Origin of the sequence: Rhizobium sp. WYCCWR 11146 (assembly GCF_013591995.1) — a bacterium.
GTDB classification, from domain to species: Bacteria; Pseudomonadota; Alphaproteobacteria; order Rhizobiales; family Rhizobiaceae; genus Rhizobium; species Rhizobium indicum.
This window is the reverse complement of record NZ_JACCEY010000017.1, coordinates 36,572-57,529: the sequence shown is the minus strand read 5'-3', so window position 1 is coordinate 57,529 and position 20,958 is coordinate 36,572. Positions and strand designations below refer to the sequence as shown.

The window sequence follows — 20,958 nt, the reverse complement described above, 5'->3', positions numbered from 1 at the left end:
AGTTTCCCCTTCGCCACTTCGATGGACGAGACCGTGCTGACCTTGTTCTTTGCGGGGCCAAGGCAAAGAACATCGGCGCGCCAAATGTTCTCGACAACTCGAGAAAATATCGGTCCCGCGAACGCGGCTGCAGGGTTTCTTTTTATCGTGGGAACGATGCTCATCGCGGGACCGGCATCGCCGGCTCAAAAGAATACCAAGCGAGCCTAGCAGAACATAGCTTCCCGGCGGAGCGTCTTTTCTCTCCGGAAAGCTCAAAAAGACGGCCAAAGGCCAGCAGTACTCTCCAACGCCGTTGGAAAGTTTGGTGTCGAGCGCCCGTACTGGGCCAATCGATGAAAAGGGGAATAGCAATGTTTAAGAGACTTATTGCTTCGGCGCTGGTGGCGTCGTCTGTAGCTAGTTCTGCGATGCCGGCAAATGCAGCAGAAGATGGCGTCACGCTCGGTTTCGCTGTGGCGTTCACGGGTTGGGAAGCAGCTTACGATGGTGAAGCCACTAAGATGGCTCAGCTGTGGATCGAGCAGCAGAATGCAAAGGGCGGGCTTCTCGGCCAACCGATCAAGCAAATTCAGCAAGATACGAAGTCCGACCGCGTCGAAGGTGCCAAAGCGGGCCAGGCGATGGTTCAGGGTGGCGCAGATGTTGTCCTGGTAACGGCTGATTACGACTACGGCGCTCCAGCAGCTCTCCAGGCTCAGAAGGCTGGCCTAATCTCCGTGTTCCTAGGAGCATCTGATCCCAAGGCCGGTGTCGCTGGCGTTGGTAAGCTTTCCTTCACCGCCAACAATGCTGGCCAGGTTGAAGGCGCGACAATGGCCGAATGGGGTATCAACAGGCGTGGCTTCAAGAAGGGCTACGTGCTCGTAGACAACCTCCTCGAGTACAACAAGTCTTCCTGCGCTGGTTACGAATGGGCGTTCCCACTTCACGGCGGTACGATCATGGCGAAGGACGAGTTTAAGAACGGTGACGCCTCCATCAGTTCGCAGGTCACTCGACTTGCCAATGCTGTGCGCGACGAAGGCGTTGACAACGTGATGCTGTGCTCAGTCACCCCTGGCGGCGCAAGCGCGATCAAGCAGATCCGAGCTGCTGGAATCAACATTCCGATCTTGAGCAACACCGGCATGGATGGCCTTTATTGGAATAGCGCCGTTCCTGACCTCAAAGACTTCTACGTGCCTGTCCAAGCGGTCTTCTCCGGCGATCCGCGTGCAGAGGTTGAGGCACTGACGAAGGCGTATGAAGCAAAGTACGGCAGCCGCCCTGCGACGCAATATGCTTACCCGATCTATGCGTGGCTCGACCTTTACGCCAAGGCAGTAACGAAGGTGGGTTCGACCGATGCCGAAAAGGTTGTTGTCGAGATGAACAGCTACAAGGATACTCCGACGGTTCTTGGTACGCGCTCGTTCTCTGACCTTATTCACATCCAGACGCAAATCCCGATGTTCGTTACCGAGATCAAGGACGGCAAACAGAACGTCATTGAGGAAGTGAAGATAAGCCAAGATATTCCAAACGACGTTCTCTACCGCCTGAAGAAGTAAAGGCGTAGAACTGGGCACGCCGGTTAACTGGCGTGCCCCTACAAAAAAAGGGGAATATCATGGCTGACATTTTGTCGCTTCACTCAGGCAATGACGCTGCTACGCCCACCGCTAGCGGCTTGGTTGCAAGGAATCTGACCGTTCGTTTCCAGGGTCTTGCGGCAATTTCAGATGTTTCACTTCACGTGGGTAACCGGGAAATCTTTGGCCTGATTGGACCGAACGGTGCCGGAAAGACCACGCTGGTAAATTGTCTCACGGGGTTTCAGACCCCGACAGAAGGAGCGATTTTTCTTCATGGTTCGGACACAGCTGGTTGGCGAGCCGACCGGTTTCGCCTTGAGGGCATCGCGCGTACTTTCCAGTCGGGGCGGTTGTTCAACGACTTGAGCGTTCTCGAAAACGTAGAGGTCACTGGCCTTGGGCTTGGCCTGGCACGAAATCCAGCGCGTGCGGCAAGTTATGAGCTGCTCGAATGGATTGGCATCGCAGATAAGGCCTCCATCGCAGCCGGAGCTTTAGCCTACACCGATCAGCGCCGATTGAGCATCGTGCGCGCCCTCGCCGTCGCCCCCAAATTCATTCTCCTCGACGAACCAGCAGCTGGCATGTCGGACGCGGAAGCTGACGAACTCGTACATCACATTGCCGAAATCCCTGATCGCTTCGGATGCGGGGTCCTGTTGATCGAACATAACATGCACGTCGTGATGAGCATTTGTCACCGCGTGCACGTCCTCGACGGGGGCAAAACCCTGGCGGTCGGTACGCCGGATGAAATCAAACGACATGAGGGCGTTCTCGCCGCCTACCTCGGCATGGAGGCCTGACCCGATGTCAAACACCATCCTATCGCTATCCCACATTACAGTCCGATATGGACAGATGACCGCGTTGCGAGATGCTTCGATCCATGTCGATAAGGGCGAGGTCGTGTGCATAATCGGCCCCAATGGAGCGGGTAAGTCCACTATGCTCGCAGCCGCCGCTGGCGGCGCACCGGTTGTCTCTGGCAACATTCAGTTCAATGACAAAGCGATCACCGGAGTGGCTCCGGAAAAGATTGCTCGCCTCGGAATTTCCCTGGTGCCTGAGGGACGACATGTCTTCGGCTCGTTGACTGTGGAAGAGAACCTTCAGATCGCTGGATACATCCAGAAGGACAGCAGTCAGGCCAAGCAGGACGTCGAACGGGTGCTGACATATTTCCCCGGTCTTCGAGAGCGCCTGAAGTTTCCGGCTGGCCGCCTTTCTGGTGGTGAGCAGCAGATGTTGGCAATCGGACGGGCACTCATGACCCGTGCAAAACTGATCATGGTCGATGAGCCTTCGCTGGGTCTGGCCCCGAAAATCATCGACCAAATCTATCAAATCCTGCTGGATATCCGCCGCACGGAGGGTCTCACCCTCCTGATCAACGAGCAAAGTTCCAACCGCATTCTCAAGCATGCCGACCGCATCTACGTGTTGCGTGGCGGAGTGATCCAACTTGAGGGCAGGGCGGCTGATCTCGCGGACGGCGAAGCTATCCGTGAAGCCTACTTCGGCTTCCAGCACTCTGACGCTCGGGAGACACAACAATGATCAATTTCATTCAGAACATGGTTGATGCCCTAAGCCTGGGCAGCATCTACGCTCTTGTGGCGCTGGGTATCGGTCTTCTGTTCGGCATTCTTCGGCTCATCAACTTCGCACATGGCGATCTGATCACTATCGGTGGCTATAGCCTGATCGTGCCATCCGCAGATGTTACCTCCCAGATGCTCATCGGAAACTGGAGCTGGTGGACGCTGCTTCCGTCGGTCTGCCTGATCGTTGTGATCGTCGCCCTGCTCACAGACGCACTGGTATTCCGACCCCTTCGGCGCGCGAACGCGACAACTCTGATGATCGGATCATTCGCCTTGAGCTACATCATCCAGAATGGTCTCCTTCTGGTCTACAGCTCACGTGCCAAGGCCGTCGATCTCTGGCCGTCGTTGAACACTCAGATCGAACTGGGCGCTGTTCGCCTGCCGGTCCTTCAGCTTACCACCATCGGGACGACATTGGTATTGATGGTTGCCCTGATCGCTTTCCTGCGCGGCACTCGATACGGCGTCCAGATGCGAGCAGCCGCAGAAGATTTCCGCATGGCCCAGTATCTTGGTGTGAACGGCAACTTCGTAATCGGGATGGCATTCGCAGTAACTGGTATCCTGGCAACGGCAGTCTCACTTCTCTACGTCACTCAGACTGGCTCTCTAAGCCATACCATGGGCGTTCCACTGGCACTCTTCGGGTTCGTGGCCGTCGTCATCGGAGGAATGGGAAGCTTGGTTGGAGCGGTTGTCGGTGGTTTCTTGGTCGGCATTCTGCTGGTGATGCTGCAAGCCTACTTACCTGCCGATCTTCGTGGCTTCCGAGATGCTTTTGCCTTCGGCATCCTTGTCCTCGTCCTGCTCGGTCGTCCTTCGGGTCTCTTGCCATCCAGAAACATCATTGAGCGAGTTTGAGCCATGAAGGGACACACAAATCTTTCGCTTTTCGGCCAGCATTCTTCAGCAGTCGTGCTGTCGTTGGCCGTCGCAGCAATCGCACTTGTCACCACGCTCGTTGGCGATGAGGCCATTGTAACCTCCGTCACAGAAATGCTGATCAGAATGACGCTGGTGGTCGGCCTTTACATCTTCATTGGTAACTCAGGGATCACTTCATTCGGTCACGTCGCGTTCTCCTGCTTAGGCGCATACGCGGTCGGCTGGGCGACTGCAGAACCGATGTTCAAGCAAATGATGCTGTCGGGGCTTCCGATGTTCCTGCAGGAAAACCAGTATCCATTCTGGATGGCAATGGTCGGTTCGGCTATACTACCTGCTATCGTTGCGCTCTTGTTCGGCCTGGCCATAATGAGGTTGAACGGGATCGCGGCATCGATTGCGACATTCGCCTTCCTCATCATCGTGAACAGCGTTTTTGCCAATTGGGATAGCGTCACCGCCGGTGTCAGCTCAATCATCGGCATTCCGACGGTCGTGGGTCCTTGGGTAGCAACTGGTGGGGCAATTTTCGCAATTCTGGTCGCCAACCTGTTTCAGACCTCGCGATTTGGCATCATGCTGCGAGCCTGCCGGGACGATGAGGTTGCTGCCAAAGCTTCCGGCGTTCGCGTGGTACGGGTTCGACTAACTGCTTTCGTACTGAGCGCTGCCGTAGCCGGTGTCTCTGGCGGGCTTTACGCCCAGTTCCTCGGAATTCTGGCTATCGATGCTTTTTACCTCAACCTGACATTTATCTCCTTGGCGATGCTCGTCGTCGGTGGAGTGGGCAGCCTGTCCGGGGCGGTATCCGGAGTAGTCGTCGTGACGGTGATCGTCGAGGTTCTCCGGTTTCTGGAACGGGGTTTTACGCTCGGCAGCACTTCAATTGCCCTGCCGCCCGGCAGCCAGGAGATCGGTCTTGGCATCATCATGGCTTTGATTCTGATCTTCAGACCCGGTGGCATCGCTGGTGGACGCGAACTTTTCGCCCTGACCGGCAGGAAGCGCCACTCGGAAAAATTATTAGCGGATGCCAGTCAAACGGCGACTGCCACACACTGACAGATTGGATTTATCGCACGCGGCAATCGCTCTAGGGCGATATTTCGTGAAGGCCTTTGTTGGCGGCGCTGCCGCACGTGAATTTGACGGAGAACCCAATGACATATCGTATTTCGGTCGATACCGGCGGCACCTTCACTGACGTGGTGGTATCGGACCCCGAAGGCAATCTGACCATCGGTAAATCGCTGACCACGCCGGATCGAGCGTTCGAAGGCGTCAGCAACTCAATCGCCAACGCAGCGGAGCAGCTCGGCAAGACTCTGATCCAGCTGCTTGCGGAAACTTCGCTGTTCATCTACGGCACCACGCGCGCCACGAACGCGATTGTTACCCGCCAGGGTGCAAAGACCGCGTTCCTGACGACGGATGGTTTCCCGGATGTTTTGGTGTTCAAGGAAGGTGGAAAGCGCAACCCCCACGACTTCAGTGTCGATTTCCCGGAACCGTACATTCCTCGTCGCCGGACCTTTGAAATCGACGAGCGGATGAGTTCGGAAGGTACCGTAAGCCGTCCCCTCAACGAAGCTCACGCCGTCAAGGTGTTGCTGCAGTTGAAGGAGGAGGGCTACGAGGCCATTGCTGTGAGCCTGATCTGGTCCGTGGCGAACCCTGCGCACGAACGGCGCATTGGCGAATTGATTGAGCAACACCTTCCGGGTTTGCCATATACATTGTCGCACCAGTTGATCCCTATTGTTCGTGAGTATCGTCGCGCTTCCGCCACTTCAATCGACGCGTCGCTGAAGCCCCTGATGCAACAGCATCTCCGTCGCCTGAACAGCGATTTGCGCGAAGCGGGTTACGAAGGAGACGTCCTAGTCTCGACCTCAATTGGCGGCTGCAACCAGATTTCCGACGTCATCAGCAAGCCAATCCAGCTCGCGAAGTCCGGTCCCTCGATGGCACCGGTAGCCTCCCGTGCGTTCAGCACCATCGAGAACTGCGGCGGCGACATCATCGTCTGCGATACCGGCGGAACGACCTTCGACGTCGGTCTCGTCCGAGAGAATCAGCTCGTCTACTCGCGTGACACCTGGCTGGGTGGAGAATGGACCGGTCATCTCCTCGGAATCTCCTCCGTCGATATCCGCTCCGTAGGCGCTGGCGGTGGTTCCATTGCCTGGATCGATGACGGTGGCCTTCTGCGCGTCGGTCCTCACTCGGCTGGCTCGGTTCCGGGGCCGGCTTGCTACGGACGCGGGGGTCAGAAGCCTACGGTATCGGACGCCGCCTGTGTGCTGGGATATTTCAACCCTGATTACTTTCTGGGTGGTCGGATGACGCTCGACAACGAAGCCGCCCGCAAAGCTGTGGAAACGGTTGCGACAAGCATTGGTCGGTCCATTGAAGAAGCCGCATACGGCATCCTGAGCCTGGCTTCGGAAGTAATGATCAAGGCGATCCACGACATCACCATCGGGCAGGGTATCAATCCGCGCGAAAGTGTCATTCTTGCCGGGGGCGGGGCCGCTGGCGTCAACATCATGCTGATTGCAAAGGAGTTGGGCTGCAACAACGTGCTGCTCCCGAAGCAGGCATCTGCCTTGTCAGCGTCCGGTATGCACTTCGCGAACATTCTGACGGAGGAGTCTGTTACCCACTTCACGACAAGCGCCAACTTCGACAGCGCCGGTCTGGCTAACACATTGCAGGGTCTGACCGAGAAGCTTGACGCCTTCTACGCCGGTCTGACGAACCTACCGCAAGGCACCAAGCACCGCATTGAGTATTTCGTCGAAGCTCGTTACGCGAGCCAGGTTTGGGAAATCTCGACACCGGTGGTCGATCCCGACTTGTCGTCTGACGAGGCGAGGAACGCACTCATCGAGAGCTTCCACCGCACACACGAGCGTCTCTTTGAAATGCGCGACGAAGGGAGCTCCATCGAATTCATCAGCTGGAAGGCCCGCTTGAGCGTCGAAACGGGCATCTCGCAGACAGCCAAAGAGCCGGTCGGATACTCGGAGAGTTTCTCCGGTCCGGAAATGTACCGCAACTGCTTTTTCGGTTCCGGTAATCCAGCCAGGACCAGGATTCATCAGGGCGACAACATTAAGCCCGGCATGATCTTCTATGGACCATGCATTATCGAAGAGCCCACGACAACCGTCGTTGTGTTCCCTGACATGACCGCCCGCGTAACGGCCAATGGCCATTATCTTCTCACGTTCTGACCGAGGCCTGATATGACCGACACTAATAACTCTAAGCTCGATACCGTCCTAACGGCAGTTCTAGCCAACCGGGTCGATGGCATCGTCCGAGAAATGACCAATACGATGCTGAAGACGGCACGGTCCGCCGTCATCAACTCCGCCCGTGACTTCTCGTGCGCTATCGTGACCGCCACGAACGAGTTATTCGCCAGCGCTGAGGGTCTCCCGATCCACATTTTCGGAACAGACTTGCAGACCAAAGTAATGTGCGACAATCACCCGGACATCGCCGAGGGCGACTGCTTTCTGCATAACGACCCATATTCCGGCAATACGCACGCCGCCGACCACGCTTTCATGGTGCCTGTGTTCTTCGAGGGCGAGCACCATTTTACAGCAGTCGCAAAGGCTCACCAGGCCGATTGCGGCAACAGCCTACCGACGACCTACATGTCGATGGCTAAGGACGTTTACGAAGAAGGGGCGTTGATTTTCCCGGCCGTACGCATCCAGCGCGATTACAAGATGGTGGGCGACGTCGTGAATATGATGCAGAAGCGCATCCGGGTTCCATCGCAGTGGTACGGTGACTTCATGGCCGGGATTAGTTCTGCTCGCATCGCTGAGCGTCGTCTGAAAGAGATGTGCGCAAAGTACGGCAAGGAAACGATCAAGACTTTTATCACATCCTGGCTTAATTATTCGGAGCAGCGCATGGTCAACGCCGTCCGTTCTCTTCCAGCGGCTAAACTTGAAAATCATGGCCGACATGACAGCATGCCATTCCTTCCTGAAGGTATCCCGCTCCAGGTGAAGGTCACGGTCGATCCGGACTCGGCCTACATCGACATTGACCTTCGCGACAATATAGACAACGTCGATTGCGGTCTCAACCAGAGCGAAGCCACAGCGACCTCCGCCGTCTTGGCCGGTCTGTTCAACAGCTTGAACAGCGACGTTCCGCAAAATGCGGGTTCATTCCGTCGCGTTCGCGTCCATCTCCGCGAAGGTGCGGTGGCTGGCATCCCGAAGTTCCCGCATTCCTGCTCGGTCGCGACAACCAACGTGTCGGACCGTATGATCAATCTCACGGGGGCGGCATTCGCTCAGCTTGGGGATGGGCAGGGGTTGGCCGAAGGGGCGGTTGGCCCAGGCATCGGTATGGCGGTCGTATCCGGTCGAGACCCGCGCTTTAATGGTGCTCCGTTCATCAACCAAATCCATCTCAACATTAACGGAGGTCCGGCGTCTCCAAAGGCCGATGGTTGGATAACCTACGGCATCCCGGTCGTTGCAGGTCTAATGTATCGAGATTCTATCGAGATCGACGAACTGAAGCATCCGCTGGAAGTTCGGCGTCTGGCTCTTCTCCCTGGCACGGGCGGGGCAGGGCGCTTCCGTGGAGCGCCGAGCGCTGAAATCGAATTCGGGATTAAATCAGACGCGATGACAGTGATGTACCCTGGCGATGGTCAGGAAGAACCACCAAAGGGCGTGCGGGGTGGTCTCGATGGTGCCCGTGCAGAACGCTTCGTCATCCGTAAGAACGGTGAGAGCACCAAGCTGCCTAACGCAGCTCGCATCGAGCTGGCTCCAGGTGATGCCGTTCGCGGAATCGATTGCTCCGGCGGCGGGTACGGTTCGCCGTTGGAACGTGATCCCGAGCGCGTGCTGAACGATGTCCTCGAACGGTACGAGACCGAGGAGAGGGCTGCCGACGTCTATGGGGTCATCTTCGACAGCTATCCCGTCCGCGATGGTTCCAAAGTTGATGTGAAGGCCACCGGCGAGAAACGACGTGCTCTGGCGACCATCTGAGAACAACCTTCATCACTTCCCTGGCCCGCACACTAAGCGGCGGGCCTTCTTCGCCGCGCCTTCGGGCGCGGCTTTTTCAATGGCCGAGAGGTAACGATGCATTCTTCAAGCAAAAATACTCAGGTCGGAAAAGACGCCGCACTCAATGAAGACAGAGCGCCTGATGGACTGAGGGCTAATTATGGTCCAATTGGAATTAAGGCTGTAGCGGCCGCCTGTGTGGGTAGAAAAGCCACCAAGCCGGGCGGGGAGATCAAAAAGCTTACTGTGCAGCACCTGAGGTCGCTTGATGATCGCGCAGATCATCAGGAGTGACGCTTGAGAGCCGGTGGTTATAGGTAGGCGCTGGAACTCAACCAGGAGGGTGGCTAAGAGTGATGCTCTCGAACGGCATGAAAAATCGAGCAGCGGATAAGCTATCCCGGAATAAAACTGTGGTGTCACTATCCATTCCGCCCATGTCAACATGCGGTTCAGCGTGACGAAGAAGTCCTTCCAAATCTCACGTCGAAGACGTTTAGGCTGAACCGCCAGCATAGGCGATCGAGGACATCGGGCCCACCAATTCCTTTGGCGGGCCATCTACGAAGTCAATACCGTGCTCCACGGGACAAATGACGACAGGTTTTATTGGGAGGATTGTGAAGGGGCGAAGGTTGCCCATGCGTTCCCGCGGCTGTTCAACGGCTATGAGCGGCGGGTGGCCGATCGCAGACTCGCGACAATTCCCCTACTGCCTAAGAGCGCGTCACGGGCATCACACTGAACGGCCGTCAGTCTCATGTGCGCGACAGTCAGGAATTCGAATGTCGCCATCTCAATGACTGGGTCCGTCATCGCGGTTCTCAAGCACGATCTCGGGCAGCCCTCCAACTCGACAGACAAGCCGCGACTGCCCAGATGTCAGCGTTTGAGTAGCCGAGCCGCGGGGCTTCGACCCCGCTTTTCTCTAAACACCATGCGACGTGTTTTGGCAAAGAAAAAAGGGCCGACGGAAAACCGCGGCCCATGAGTGTGAAGGTCATGCACCTCCCCGACCGAGAGATATGACAATGTCTAGCTTTTTTCGTCATCCCAAAGACGCGGTCGTTCCCGACTCTGTATTGCCTGCCAATTGCAACGCTTTCGCTCGCCGCATGATTTAGGCGGTTGCCGTTACGCCGAGCGCCGCGCCAGCCATGAACCGGGAGCCAAAATCACCAGGCAAAGCTGGCGCGTGGCTCATTGGTGCTATCGGTGCCTAAAAGAGCAACTACGGTCTATTGCATATCAGACATCACAGAAGGGGCTGTGTATGCAGGTCAAGTCCCAAGCTGTTTCCCCTTATCCACCGGTGTGACCTCCCAATCTATTAAGTCGATAGAACGCCGAAGGATCGCTTCAGCCCCAGTGAGATCGGCCGAGCTGGCGATAATATGTCCAATTATATCCGAGCAATCGCCTCTCCGGACAAGGGAAACACCGGGCTCAACATAGAAGGCGACCTCAGCGATTCCTGGTACAGCGGCGGCAAGGTCGATACCGCGGATGTGGGCTAGCGTGCCGTCGCAATCGGGCGCTAAAAATTGGGCTACCGAAGCGCGGGATTGTCTTATGGGGTGATCAGACTCTTCTCCAATCACGCACTTGATATGCTGCTCAATGATGTCCACACCGTGGGCAAGCTGAATCAGCCGTGGAGTGGTCCACCCTGGAAGACGTGGATTGACTTCCATTATGACGGGGCCGCTTTCGGTCCAAAGCAATTCGATGTTGGCTGGGCCCCAGCCAAGACCTAGTGCTTGCAGGCATCGTAACGAGATATCCGAAATTTGATCATACTGTTCCTCGGTCAGCTGGGCCGGGAAAATACTCTGGTAGGGGACAAAATGCGGCGGGGGACCGAAGTAGCCGGAACCGACGGCAACAACCTCATTCCCCATTGTTACGACGTCGTAGAAAGGGCCTTGTGCGAATTCCTCGACAAGAATCGTTTGCGAAGAACGCCGTGGGATCGTCTCTCCTAGCAGGTAGGCCGTATGTTCGGCGAGCTCGCCCGCATCGCGGCATAACCGTACGCCGCTGCTGCCGTTGCCCATTGCTGGCTTAACAATAACCGGCAGCCCTATGTCGGTGGCTGCCATATTCACGCTTTTTGCACTAGTTGCCCGCCGGAAACCTGGAACCGGTAAACCGGATTGCATGAGGAGTTGACGTTGAGCGAGTTTGTCAGAGCACCGTTCGATACATTCAGGATCAGGGCCCGGCAGATTGAAGTGTCGGCATAGTTTTCCGACGGTCACATAGATTGATTCGCCGCGAGTGGTAAAACCCGTAATTCCGGCGATATCATAAGTTGCAGCTAGCTTGAGGCATTCATGCAACATCGCATGGAAATCCTCGGTATCAACCGCTATCGCCTCACTGCCTTCCGCAATAATGTAGTGATAGTCGGTTGGGTCAGTGGCCAGCGTAATTGGATGAAGTCCCTGGCGTTGTGCCGCGTGAACATACATTTGACCATTATTCCTCGAACCTTCAACGAGGATGAGTGCTTTTCTTTTCATCGTGGTGACCTTTGATGTGCGAGCTTTATCTGGGCGTCCGCGACGGGTTTCCAAAAAAACCGGTTTCTGCAGCCATTTCTCCGGATGCAGAGGTTCACGTGTACCGATCGAGTCCCTCCGATCATTGAGTGGAATGATTTGCAAGTCTCAGTCATGGTATGCCCCCCGCCAGAAGTCTGGTCTGGATATCGGATTGAAGCTGCGGCAGCTTGGACATAAGATACTTGTTGTTCTCCGCTATACGCTGGAGAAACTGTTGATCGTACATGGTCACATAGTTGAGCCTCGCAACTGCGGCTGCCTGCAACACCGGGATTGACGAGAGATCTATTACAATTAGCGGTGCGAGCCGTAGAAGAGCGTCTTGAAGAACAGCTTGGTATTCTGGGTTTACGTCAGCGGTTGCGATGACAACGGCGGAATGCGGTTCCGGTATGCACCCGATCTCTCCTGGACGCATCATGTCGACTCCTATTTTTAACCTGGAACCGAGACGTTTGCGAAGATTTTTGGGATTCCGCGTAACGACGACAGTTGAGCGAAACATTTTTCCCGGGCCAGTACTGACAAGCTCGCGGCCGAGCATACCGGCGCCGATCACGTAAAGGCGATCAGGTACAACTGAACCCCCAAGCTGCTCCGCGATCATGTCGCAGACAATTCGATCGTAGTTGAATGGTGCCGTGAAGCGCTGCCGCTCGCGTGAGCCGCAACTCACGTCAATTGCCAATCGCGAGATGCGGCAAATCCGAAGGTCCGGATCAAGCAGTCCCACAGCTTTCGAAAGTTGCTCTTGAATGTAGGGCTCCCCAAGGATCTGGGATTTGGCACCTGAGGAGATCTCTGCTAATCGCTGGGCGACAGCGTTTGATCCTTCAACAACCTTGTGTGGAAAACCACGGAATACTTCGATGTCCGTGCTTTCGACGTCGAACTTTTCGCCATAAACTTCAACTCGCAAACAAGTCGTCAGCAAAAGAAGTCCACGTCTTGCGAGATCGACACCCATTGGCTTTATTTGCGCAGAGTGCCGCGCCATTTGAAGGGGTGAAGTCATTTCGTAATCTACGTAATGGCCAACAATTTCGTTCATAGCCCTACTCCTGACGTTTGTATGCGGCTTTCGGGTTGTCCGGAATTTCGCGGAAGCCTCCTGTGCACCTCTCCGAGCGGCGACTTGCAGAGCCACCGTGCCGGAATCTTAGGTACCGGATCGCCATTGCGATTGACGGCGAAGCTTTGGCTGGGATCAGCGCGGCGCTGAGGTATTGCGTTATAATCACCCCTCATTTTCGATTGCTGGTCACAACGGTCCTTGTGATCGTCGTGCCAATTGATTGATTCCGAAGAGAGAGGGACCTTAAACTCCGCAACGAGTCGATGCGAAGTTGCAAGGCCGATGCATAGAAGAAGCGTCGGCCGAGCATACCCTCGACGGCAGTGGCTTATGATCGTATTTGTCACCGGGTGGACGCGTATCTGCGCAGTGTCCGGCACTTGTTTGATACAGACCACGATGTGCATAGTTAAGCTCCCAATCAGATTCGGGCATCAGGGACCCGGCTTACTCTGAGCACTACTCGTGCCAATCAGGTTGCGCCGGTAACCTCTAGAGATTGAACGTGTTTCGTTGTCGCTGTAGGGAGGGGTGTTGTAGGGTCGCCGACATGTTCTGTCGTAATTGGCCCCGGCTTTCGCCCGGAGAGTAGCGACGGAGCGTTCGTCATGTCCTGGAGATCAAACCTAGCAGCAGGTATTTTTCCATGCACTTGCGGGAACTGGGAATCATTGCACGTTCAAATATCTGGTCAGCCAGGGCGACGCTGCATATTGAGTTGAATGGTCCTGCGCGACATAACGCACCAAACATCGTCGCAGCCGAAACCCTTCCGCCCGTCGACTGCAGGTACGCGCTTCGCAAATCAATCATGAGCCCGGCATAGACCGACGGATTGAGACGAACCCGGCGGAGATTCTCGACAAGAGGATCTGCGACCTTCCAGCGACGATGGCGCACTGCAGGCGAAGCCTTCCAACGATCGAGCGCGTTGGCGAACCGTCACGGCTGCACCAGATGGCTGTTGCCCGCCTCCCCTGTGAGAGATCCAGGCGAACCGGCCGTTCATTTATCGATACCGGCGCTGGAGCGTGTATTGATCGTAATGGTTTCGATCATTAATGCGCCGCGCAAGGTGCTCGGGGACGAGTATGTTAATCGGGCTCTCGGCAATGCCGACGATTTCTCCCGCCCTTCCAGTTCTCAGTGAATATTGCTGGGGTGCCGCCTGCTCCGACAATGGCCTCGACCTCAAGCAGCGCAGCCTTGTCAACCTTGGAATGCTCGCGGCCCGCCGACCAGGCAGCGACGCGACGTAGATGGCGGCCGACCGGAGTAGGCCTCGATTGCATGCACCATATATGCCGTGGGCGGTCAGGTACGGCGGCATGCTGAGCGTCAGTTCGGAATCGAGGATCGCCTACTCCTGATGAGGCGCGACGAGATCACGACTTTCCGTTCGGCGGTGTCGCTACGATGGCGATCGGCCCGCCGTGGTCGCCGCCCGCAAAAGCGGCAGCCGCTCGCCGGTGGCAAGGTAGATACCATAGACATCATCAAGCCAACCCGGGGATTTCGAGAGATAGACGACGAGCTTTGCCGTATGCGGCGCGCTGCCGCCGCCGATCGATAGGATAGCTTCGATGCCGCGCTGGCGGCAAAGTTCAGCCGCCGCTCCGATGACATGCGATGGTAGGTGACCAGGCCGTCGAACACGGTAAGCGCGATATCCCGCGGGAATATACCATCAACCAATGCTGAAGAGCGGTATTAAGCGGAAGCAGCCATGGCCGCATAACTTGAACGAAATGGTCCCGAGTAAATCCGGCGCGGTTCAACCTCACGCAAATGCGGGATGTTCTTGCAACACCTCATTTGCTAGTTTTCCTCTGCCGATGTGATCTTCTTGCTGAAGTCCTTATCCGTCGAGCGCACGTGGATGCGCAAAATACGTGAGTTCACTTGCTTAGCCTCTGGATTCGGAACTCGCCTTTCCTGCAGTCGTCGAGCGCGAAGCCAGCGAGACATAGAACGGGGCGCGGCCCCAAACCTCGAACATGATGTCCATTATCTCTGCATTGGCGCAATTCAGCGATTTCATCGCTTGCTCGTACGACGATCGGCCTACCGCTCCGCTTGAGAGCTCATACAATGATCGGCCTTTGTCCCGCGCTTGCCGGATCGCGTCCGACTCCCAGACGGTTGCTGTCAACAGATCATCCCCCAGGGATTCCCGCAACATTGCGATTGACTTCTGCTGTGAGACGTCACGCGGATCGTGCCTTGTCACCAGATATTTGAAGAAATCATGATTTACGGTCCTCCCAGCCCTTTCGATCAGTGCGACGAAATGCGTGAAAGAGTAGAGGGACGAGGTCATTGACACGATCTCAGGCATCTCAGGGCGGACCGTCACAAGAACGCCGGTTGCTGCTTCATATGCACCCGCGGTCAGAAAGCCTCCATCTCCGCAGGCGAGAACGATCACATCATAATCCGCCTCAACTTCCTTAAGCGCAGACACCATCCTGGCGCTAGCGTCCGGGTACCTCAATTTCTCGCTACGGAAGCGCCGGTCACACTCCTCTTCAAAAAAAGAGAGTTCGGCAGAGCCCGGAACGAGATCAAGACCATCAAAAAGGGTGGGTTGGATTGCTGACCGCATACTTTCCTGATGCTCGTCAAAGCGTATCGCCGCATAGATGCTCGCATTGTGGACTGGATAACCAAAGTAGTAAAAACCGAACATCTTAGATAATGAGCCGTGCGAATCGAGATCTATAGCGAGGACGCGGAAACCTTGAAGTGCAAGGCCTTGAGCCAGATAAAACGATGTGGTGGTGCTTGCGGGACCGGCGACTACCGAGATGATCTGCAGCTTATCACCCTCGCGTCGCCGCGGGCGAAACTTCAAAGCCTCTTTTGGACGGGCTGAAGCGAGATGATTACGGAGTTCGTTGATCTGTTCCAGTGTATAGGAGCGTCGTCCTGCGGTCCCAAGCTCGGGTGTCGGGCCTTGCCCATCAATTGACAACTGGCGCAGATAGCTACCCGACACACCGAGAATCTCAGCGACCTCGCCCAACGAGAACGAGCGCAAGGTCCTGAGGTCTGGAAGTGGTGCTCTGGCAGCCACGCCCTGCGCCTTTATGGAAGCCCAAATACTATCGCTATGGCCGAACGCGCTCCACTATACGCTCTTCATCGTCTGGTTTCTCGGATTGTGGCATAAAAACCTCGTGACGGGTTTTGTAATGAATGACGGTTCTATTACGACATTAGGTAGGCAGCAGTCAATATGCTTCGCCTCATCGCTCTATCGAGACGGCCTTTCGTCAGCCTCATCTGATGTAGTTGTATTGCTCCTCTTCGTGAGAGCGCAGCGAAGCATTTCCTCGGCGACCCGCTTCGGGCTCGGGCGTGGGTCAGTCTTCGAGCGGAAGTATGTTCCTCCATCGCGGGGGCCTTTGCAGGTGAAGCAATCAATCCAGCCGCGCTGACGGTTCTGCTCAACGGCATGACCTATTATGCAAAGACACTGAGCGGTGTGACGTTGCAGATCGAAGACGCGCAGAACGACGTTTCCAAGCAGCAGAGCCAGATCCAGAATTTCATCGCCTCCAAGGTCGATGCAATCATCGTCAACCCTGTCGATACCGATGCGACCACGGCGATGTCGAAGCTCGCGGCCGATGCCGGCATTCCGCTGGTTTACGTCAACCGTCAGCCGGTCAACGTCGACACGCTGCCGGACAAGCAGGCCTTCGTCGCTTCCAACGAGCTGGAATCCGGCACGCTGGAAACCAAGGAAATCTGCCGCATTCTCGGCGGCAAGGGCAAAGCTGTCGTCATCATGGGCGAGCTTTCCAACCAGGCTGCGCGCATGCGGACCCAGGACGTCCATGACGTCATCAAGACCGATGAGTGCAAAGGCATCGAGATCGTCGAAGAGCAGACGGCCAACTGGGATCGTACCCAGGGCGCTGACCTGATGACCAACTGGCTCTCCAGCGGCATCGAGTTTGATGCCGTGATCTCCAACAACGACGAAATGGCGATCGGCGCCATTCAGGCGCTGAAGGCGGCCGGCAAGGATATGAGCAAGGTCGTCGTCGGCGGCGTCGACGCCACGCAGGACGCGCTTGCCGCCATGCAGGCGGGTGATCTCGACGTCACCGTGTTCCAGGATGCCGCCGGCCAGGGCAAGGGCTCGCTCGATGCAGCGCTCAAGCTCGCCAAGGGCGAAAAGATCGAAAAGAAGGTCTACATTCCCTTCCAGCTCGTGACGGGACGACGCTGGATATTGGGTTGAATGGTCCTGCGCCGCGCGATGGCCTCGGTCGTGGGCCAGCTCGCGCTTGGTGTAGGGGCGCATAATCGTGCGTACGAGCAGATTTCTCCGCGTCGATGCCCGCCTTTTAGGTTCATACGCGCTCGCCCCAGTGTGTGACAAAATCCGCCGTAGATTTGACGGCTCTATATTACCCTGTGCTGCTGCTTGCTCGCAAAGTTAGTGAAGCTTCGCGGGCCTTCTGCGATTTATTGTCCGTCAACATTGCGCATCGCCCGCGCGGAGTCGCCCTGCAGCGATATCAGGAGCTGCAATGCTCGATCAGCTAGGCCCGCCGGCACAAAAATATGGTCGTGGTGATATGCAGCCACCATGTTGCACGGTATGCCAGCTTCTGCGAGACAGGCAGCGACGCCCGCCGTGAGGCCGACGCCATCGAGCGCAGAATTCACATTGAGAGTGATCTGGCGCATCGCAAGTGAAGTTTCGAACCCCGCTCCGTGCGCCTCTCCTTTCTCGAGGACGACTGCCAAGCCTTCTCTTTCTTGAAATGTCGCGATCGGGTTTAGATTGTGAACTTTGCTCCCTTCATTGGGTAACGAGCAGAACACATACTCGCCGTCTTCGAGCGAGGGCTTCATATTCGACAGCATATCGAACTTGTCTCGCAACACAGTAGTCATTATAGCGGTCCCGCTGTCGATAATCATCGTGTCTTAAGGTGGTCAGTCATTGTGTAGGACGGGAACCGGTGACCTTGCCCCGTTGAAATAATCCATTTTGAAGTAAGCTCTGGCCCATTGAGAGGACCAGAGGATGAAGCGCAATCGTTTCACAGACGAACAGATCATCGGCATATTGAAGGAGCACGAGGCAGGCACGCCGGTCTCGGAGCTTTGCCGCAAGCATGGCGTCAGCGATGCTAGCATCTATAAATGGAAGGCCAAGTTCGGCGGCATGGAGGTGTCCGAGGCCAAGCGGCTGAAGACGCTTGAGGACGAGAACACGAAGCTGAAACGGCTTCTGGCGGATGCGATGCTCGACAATGCTGCCTTGAAAGACCTTTTGGGAAAGAAGTGGTGACGCCCGCGGCCAAGCGGAAAGCTGTTGCGCATCTGATGAGCCATCATGGGATGAGCGAACGGCGGGCGTGTAAAGCCATTGGTTTTTGCCGAATGACGGTCCGTTATGAGACCAGGCGCGACGATGATCATGAGCTTCGCGAGCGAATGAAGGCGTTGGCGCATGAACGTCGCCGCTTCGGATATCGACGCATTCATGTGCTGCTCCGGCGGGAGGGTCACCTCGTGAACCACAAGAGGCTCTTCCGGCTCTATCGGGAGGAGAAACTGACGGTGCGCAAGCGCGGCGGTCGCAAGCGAGCGATAGGCACGCGAGCGCCGATGCTGGTGCCGATGGTGGCCAATGATCGCTGGTCGCTAGACTTCGTGTCGGATCAGTTCACCGATGGGCGCAGGTTGCGGATTCTGACCGTCGTCGATGATTGCACGAGGGAGTGCCTGGCGCTCGTCGCCGATACATCGCTTTCCGGTCTTCGCGTCGCACGGGAGCTTGACCGGATTATCGAGGTGCGCGGCAAGCCGAGGATGATCGTCAGCGACAACGGCAGCGAGTTCACCAGCAACGCGATCCTGCAATGGGCGGACCGGACCAAGGTTGACTGGCATTACATCGCGCCTGGAAAACCGATCCAGAACGCTTTTATCGAAAGCTTCAACGGGCGGCTGCGAGACGAGTTCTTGAATGAAACTCTGTTCTCGTCGCTTGCTCATGCCCGGTCTGCGCTTTCAAACTGGCGTAGCGATTATAACGATCAACGCCCGCATTCAGGCCTTGGCTGGCTGACACCGGCCGAATTCGCTCAGACACTCAACCCGCGACGTGATGCGGTGCTGCGCAGCCGAAATGGCTCCGCACCGCAACCCGCCGCTACCGAACCAACAACAGCAACCAAAAACCGCTGGAGCGAACTCAAAACTGGATAAAACTTGGGGGCAAGGTCACCGAGAGCGAACAAATGAGATTTCCTTAACTGACATAAGGCAGATTGTCGATGTTGGATCGAATCCGTCGCTCAAAGCTTGCGTTGCGAAGGACTTCGACAAGTGCCTGAAGCTGTGATTACAGGTTTTGACCTTGCCCTCAAGTTTTATCCAGTTTTGAGTTCGCTCCAGCGGTTTTTGGTTGCTGTTGTTGGTTCGGTAGCGGCGGGTTGCGGTGCGGAGCCATTTCGGCTGCGCCGCACAGGATAGAATTCCCGGCATTGCAAGTGGCAAACGTTACGCGGCGAAAAACAATCCACGGCGAGGCGCCGAGGCTTTGCGATGCAAGCTCCGTTCGCCGTCGATTCCGGAAAGTGCTCCGCCAATACTGATGACAACGAATGGAACGGCAACAACTGTATGAGCGATGATGACCCTAAGTAGGTATTCGTCAGGCCGAGTCGAGCGAGAAGCACCTGCATCCGAACACCAAGCACCACCGCAGGCACCACCATTGGCAGACGGAAAAGTGTGCGGAATGTCCGCGCAACAAAAGGGTTCGAGCTCGAAGGCCCAAAGAAGCCGCCATTTCAAGTAAGGTGGCTAACAACGTAGTCCCGCCACCAATCATCAGGCTGTTGACGATCGATCGCCGCCACGTGTCCGCCGGAAGCAGTTCCTCAAACCAACGAAGGGAATAGGACGGAACAGGGTAGGTCAGAATTACGCAAGACCAAGGCGGCCAAACGCCTGCTGGAAGCAAGGATACCTGCCGAAGCGCATCGTCACCGACAAGCTCCGCTCCTATGGAGCGGCACGGCGGCAGGTCATGCCTACTCGACCATCGATCGCACAAGGGGCCCGAACAATCGTGCCGAGAATTCGCATTTGCCGCTGCGAAAACGTCAGCGGATGATGCAACGATTTCGCTCACCGGGTGCGTTGCAACGCTTCACCAACATCTTCTCGGCCGTGCGAAATCTCGTCGTCCCTTCACACCCAACGCGTTCCGCCATCGCGGTTCACCTGCATCGTCTCGATGCGTTCGCCCAACGGAAAATGGCTACTGCAGTGACGGCCTGAGCCCGCATCATACCGCAAACGCACCTAGAGAAGTTAATTTGACATCGCCCTTTTCGCCGATCGCACCTTGGTCGTTGGCACTCTTAGCACGACCCCCGTCAAGGTCCACTCCCTGCCCGCATCTCACGGCATAGCCGCTGGGACGGGTTAATTGGTTTCTCTGCGTTCCGCGTCCAGCCAGTTTTCGAGCTTCAGTCCGGGATACGCCAGGAAGTCCCGCGTGTTGTTGGTCACCAATACCGTGTCCAGAGCGATCGCATGCGATGCGATCAGTTTGTCGAGATGATCTTTCTTCCGGTCTCTCGTCGCCATTCGAACCGGACCGTAGGCACGCGCTGCTGCGATCCCAAACGGCTCTACCGTGATCAGCTCGGCCAGGGCGGTGAGATTATCAAGTTCTCGTGCCGGATCATCGGATGCGGAAACACCGTACTCGAGTTCCGCGAAGGTGATGGCGGACATCACCACGTCCCCTACATAGCAACTGGCAAAGCGGCGAGCGACCTGCTCCGGCTGGTTTTTCATCAGGTAGATACACATGTTCGTATCGAGCATGTAACGCGCCATCAGATCTTATCCCGCTCCTCTTGCTCATGGGACTCTCTTCCGTCGCGCATGAAATCCGGAGAGAAGCGGGCGAATACATCCAGAACGCCGGCCAGGGAGCGATGCACAGGACGGATGCGAAGCTCGTCGCCGATGCGCTCGATTTCCAACTCAACATCGGTTCGCTCAAACGCCAGTTCCGCCGGTATGCGAACCGCCTGGGAATTTCCATTCTTGAAAGCTTTAGTGGTGTGCATGTCATCAACCTTGTGTGTACGTGGATGTACTATATCCTAGGCTTTCCACTTTGTACATCCTTAG

The 20,958-nt window shown here is 56.3% G+C and carries 16 protein-coding genes and 5 pseudogenes; 12 read left to right on the top strand and 9 right to left on the bottom strand.

Annotated elements, in window-relative coordinates:
• Positions 1-9: 9 nt before the first annotated feature.
• The 8 genes and pseudogenes from HX899_RS12720 to HX899_RS12685 form a co-directional block, all read left to right on the top strand.
• Positions 10-210: pseudogene (locus tag HX899_RS12720) on the top strand (ABC transporter permease); the annotation flags it as partial.
• A gap of 143 nt (positions 211-353) precedes the next feature.
• Entirely contained in the window at positions 354-1,553 is a 1,200-nt protein-coding gene (locus HX899_RS12715) for an ABC transporter substrate-binding protein (protein ID WP_164735997.1), read from the top strand.
• Between the two features lie 59 nt (positions 1,554-1,612).
• On the top strand, positions 1,613-2,383 hold the full coding sequence (locus HX899_RS12710; RefSeq protein WP_127431717.1) for an ABC transporter ATP-binding protein: 771 nt from the start codon (positions 1,613-1,615) through the stop codon (positions 2,381-2,383).
• Between the two features lie 4 nt (positions 2,384-2,387).
• Entirely contained in the window at positions 2,388-3,137 is a 750-nt protein-coding gene (locus tag HX899_RS12705; RefSeq protein WP_127431716.1) for an ABC transporter ATP-binding protein, read from the top strand.
• A complete protein-coding gene (locus HX899_RS12700) occupies positions 3,134-4,048 on the top strand; it encodes a branched-chain amino acid ABC transporter permease (protein WP_127431715.1) in 915 nt (304 codons plus the stop codon). Before HX899_RS12705 ends, HX899_RS12700 begins: the two co-directional genes overlap by 4 nt.
• A gap of 3 nt (positions 4,049-4,051) precedes the next feature.
• On the top strand, positions 4,052-5,134 hold the full coding sequence (locus HX899_RS12695; RefSeq protein WP_127431714.1) for a branched-chain amino acid ABC transporter permease: 1,083 nt from the start codon (positions 4,052-4,054) through the stop codon (positions 5,132-5,134).
• A gap of 98 nt (positions 5,135-5,232) precedes the next feature.
• Positions 5,233-7,311: a hydantoinase/oxoprolinase family protein gene (locus HX899_RS12690; RefSeq protein ID WP_127431713.1), complete on the top strand. Its 2,079-nt coding sequence runs from the start codon at positions 5,233-5,235 to the stop codon at positions 7,309-7,311.
• Positions 7,312-7,323: 12 nt separating this feature from the next.
• Positions 7,324-9,111 (top strand): hydantoinase B/oxoprolinase family protein, encoded by a 1,788-nt coding sequence (locus HX899_RS12685; RefSeq protein WP_127431712.1) that lies wholly within the window; start codon positions 7,324-7,326, stop codon positions 9,109-9,111.
• Between the two features lie 105 nt (positions 9,112-9,216).
• Here HX899_RS12685 and HX899_RS12680 read toward each other — a convergent pair whose 3' ends face one another.
• From HX899_RS12680 to HX899_RS12670, 3 genes are all read right to left on the bottom strand, one after another.
• A complete protein-coding gene (locus HX899_RS12680) occupies positions 9,217-9,648 on the bottom strand; it encodes a hypothetical protein (RefSeq protein ID WP_127431711.1) in 432 nt (143 codons plus the stop codon).
• A 764-nt stretch (positions 9,649-10,412) separates the two neighbouring features.
• Entirely contained in the window at positions 10,413-11,801 is a 1,389-nt protein-coding gene (locus HX899_RS12675; RefSeq protein ID WP_308422573.1) for an ATP-grasp domain-containing protein, read from the bottom strand.
• 7 nt (positions 11,802-11,808) lie between these two features.
• Positions 11,809-12,750 (bottom strand): hypothetical protein, encoded by a 942-nt coding sequence (locus HX899_RS12670; RefSeq protein WP_127431710.1) that lies wholly within the window; start codon positions 12,748-12,750, stop codon positions 11,809-11,811.
• A gap of 1,069 nt (positions 12,751-13,819) precedes the next feature.
• Between HX899_RS12670 and HX899_RS35050 the strand changes: the two are divergent.
• Positions 13,820-14,006 (top strand): annotated as a pseudogene (locus HX899_RS35050) (carboxymuconolactone decarboxylase family protein); the annotation flags it as partial.
• Between the two features lie 179 nt (positions 14,007-14,185).
• Here the strand turns inward: HX899_RS35050 and HX899_RS35655 are convergent.
• Together HX899_RS35655 and repA are read right to left on the bottom strand one after the other, a co-directional pair.
• Positions 14,186-14,359: a hypothetical protein gene (locus HX899_RS35655; RefSeq protein ID WP_375166090.1), complete on the bottom strand. Its 174-nt coding sequence runs from the start codon at positions 14,357-14,359 to the stop codon at positions 14,186-14,188.
• A 321-nt stretch (positions 14,360-14,680) separates the two neighbouring features.
• Positions 14,681-15,944: pseudogene (gene repA / locus HX899_RS12660) on the bottom strand (plasmid partitioning protein RepA).
• 224 nt (positions 15,945-16,168) lie between these two features.
• On the opposite strand from repA, the gene HX899_RS12655 reads away from it, so the two are divergent.
• The gene (locus tag HX899_RS12655) at positions 16,169-17,026 is read left to right on the top strand and encodes a sugar ABC transporter substrate-binding protein (protein WP_127431707.1); all 858 of its coding nucleotides are present in this window, start codon (positions 16,169-16,171) and stop codon (positions 17,024-17,026) included.
• Positions 17,027-17,253: 227 nt separating this feature from the next.
• On the opposite strand, the gene HX899_RS12650 is transcribed toward HX899_RS12655, so the two are convergent.
• Positions 17,254-17,688 carry an ACT domain-containing protein gene (locus HX899_RS12650; protein WP_127431706.1) on the bottom strand — a complete coding sequence of 145 codons (435 nt, stop codon included), beginning with the start codon at positions 17,686-17,688 and terminating at the stop codon, positions 17,254-17,256.
• Positions 17,689-17,821: 133 nt separating this feature from the next.
• Between HX899_RS12650 and HX899_RS12645 the strand changes: the two genes are divergently transcribed.
• Positions 17,822-19,011 (top strand): IS3-like element ISRle4 family transposase gene (locus tag HX899_RS12645; protein ID WP_127431705.1). Its coding sequence is split into 2 segments (ribosomal slippage): positions 17,822-18,071 and positions 18,071-19,011, totalling 1,191 coding nucleotides; the frame shifts between segments, so codons are not numbered across the junction.
• A gap of 261 nt (positions 19,012-19,272) precedes the next feature.
• Here HX899_RS12645 and HX899_RS35045 read toward each other — a convergent pair.
• Positions 19,273-19,771: pseudogene (locus HX899_RS35045) on the bottom strand (ABC transporter permease); the annotation flags it as partial.
• Between HX899_RS35045 and HX899_RS12640 the strand changes: the two are divergent.
• Positions 19,766-20,091 (top strand): annotated as a pseudogene (locus HX899_RS12640) (DDE-type integrase/transposase/recombinase); the annotation flags it as partial. The pseudogenes HX899_RS35045 and HX899_RS12640 overlap by 6 nt on opposite strands.
• 147 nt (positions 20,092-20,238) lie before the next feature.
• On the opposite strand, the gene HX899_RS12635 reads toward HX899_RS12640, so the two are convergent.
• Both HX899_RS12635 and vapB read right to left on the bottom strand, forming a co-directional pair.
• Positions 20,239-20,658, bottom strand: coding sequence for a type II toxin-antitoxin system VapC family toxin (locus HX899_RS12635; RefSeq protein WP_018496488.1), 420 nt, complete (start codon positions 20,656-20,658; stop codon positions 20,239-20,241).
• On the bottom strand, positions 20,658-20,894 hold the full coding sequence (vapB, locus tag HX899_RS12630; RefSeq protein WP_127431704.1) for a type II toxin-antitoxin system VapB family antitoxin: 237 nt from the start codon (positions 20,892-20,894) through the stop codon (positions 20,658-20,660). The genes HX899_RS12635 and vapB overlap by 1 nt, the downstream gene beginning before the upstream one ends.
• Positions 20,895-20,958 lie beyond the last annotated feature (64 nt).

Bases quoted from the DNA above. Each gene is read 5' to 3' on its own strand.
- HX899_RS12710 (WP_127431717.1), top strand. From the start codon at position 1,613: ATGGCTGACATTTTGTCGCTTCACTCAGGCAATGACGCTGCTACGCCC.
- HX899_RS12650 (WP_127431706.1), bottom strand. From the start codon at position 17,688: ATGACTACTGTGTTGCGAGACAAGTTCGATATGCTGTCGAATATGAAG.
- vapB (WP_127431704.1), bottom strand. From the start codon at position 20,894: ATGCACACCACTAAAGCTTTCAAGAATGGAAATTCCCAGGCGGTTCGC.
- HX899_RS12695 (WP_127431714.1), top strand. From the start codon at position 4,052: ATGAAGGGACACACAAATCTTTCGCTTTTCGGCCAGCATTCTTCAGCA.
- HX899_RS12705 (WP_127431716.1), top strand. From the start codon at position 2,388: ATGTCAAACACCATCCTATCGCTATCCCACATTACAGTCCGATATGGA.
- HX899_RS12685 (WP_127431712.1), top strand. From the start codon at position 7,324: ATGACCGACACTAATAACTCTAAGCTCGATACCGTCCTAACGGCAGTT.
- HX899_RS12700 (WP_127431715.1), top strand. From the start codon at position 3,134: ATGATCAATTTCATTCAGAACATGGTTGATGCCCTAAGCCTGGGCAGC.
- HX899_RS12635 (WP_018496488.1), bottom strand. From the start codon at position 20,658: ATGGCGCGTTACATGCTCGATACGAACATGTGTATCTACCTGATGAAA.
- HX899_RS12715 (WP_164735997.1), top strand. From the start codon at position 354: ATGTTTAAGAGACTTATTGCTTCGGCGCTGGTGGCGTCGTCTGTAGCT.
- HX899_RS12670 (WP_127431710.1), bottom strand. From the start codon at position 12,750: ATGAACGAAATTGTTGGCCATTACGTAGATTACGAAATGACTTCACCC.
- HX899_RS12680 (WP_127431711.1), bottom strand. From the start codon at position 9,648: ATGCTGGCGGTTCAGCCTAAACGTCTTCGACGTGAGATTTGGAAGGAC.
- HX899_RS12690 (WP_127431713.1), top strand. From the start codon at position 5,233: ATGACATATCGTATTTCGGTCGATACCGGCGGCACCTTCACTGACGTG.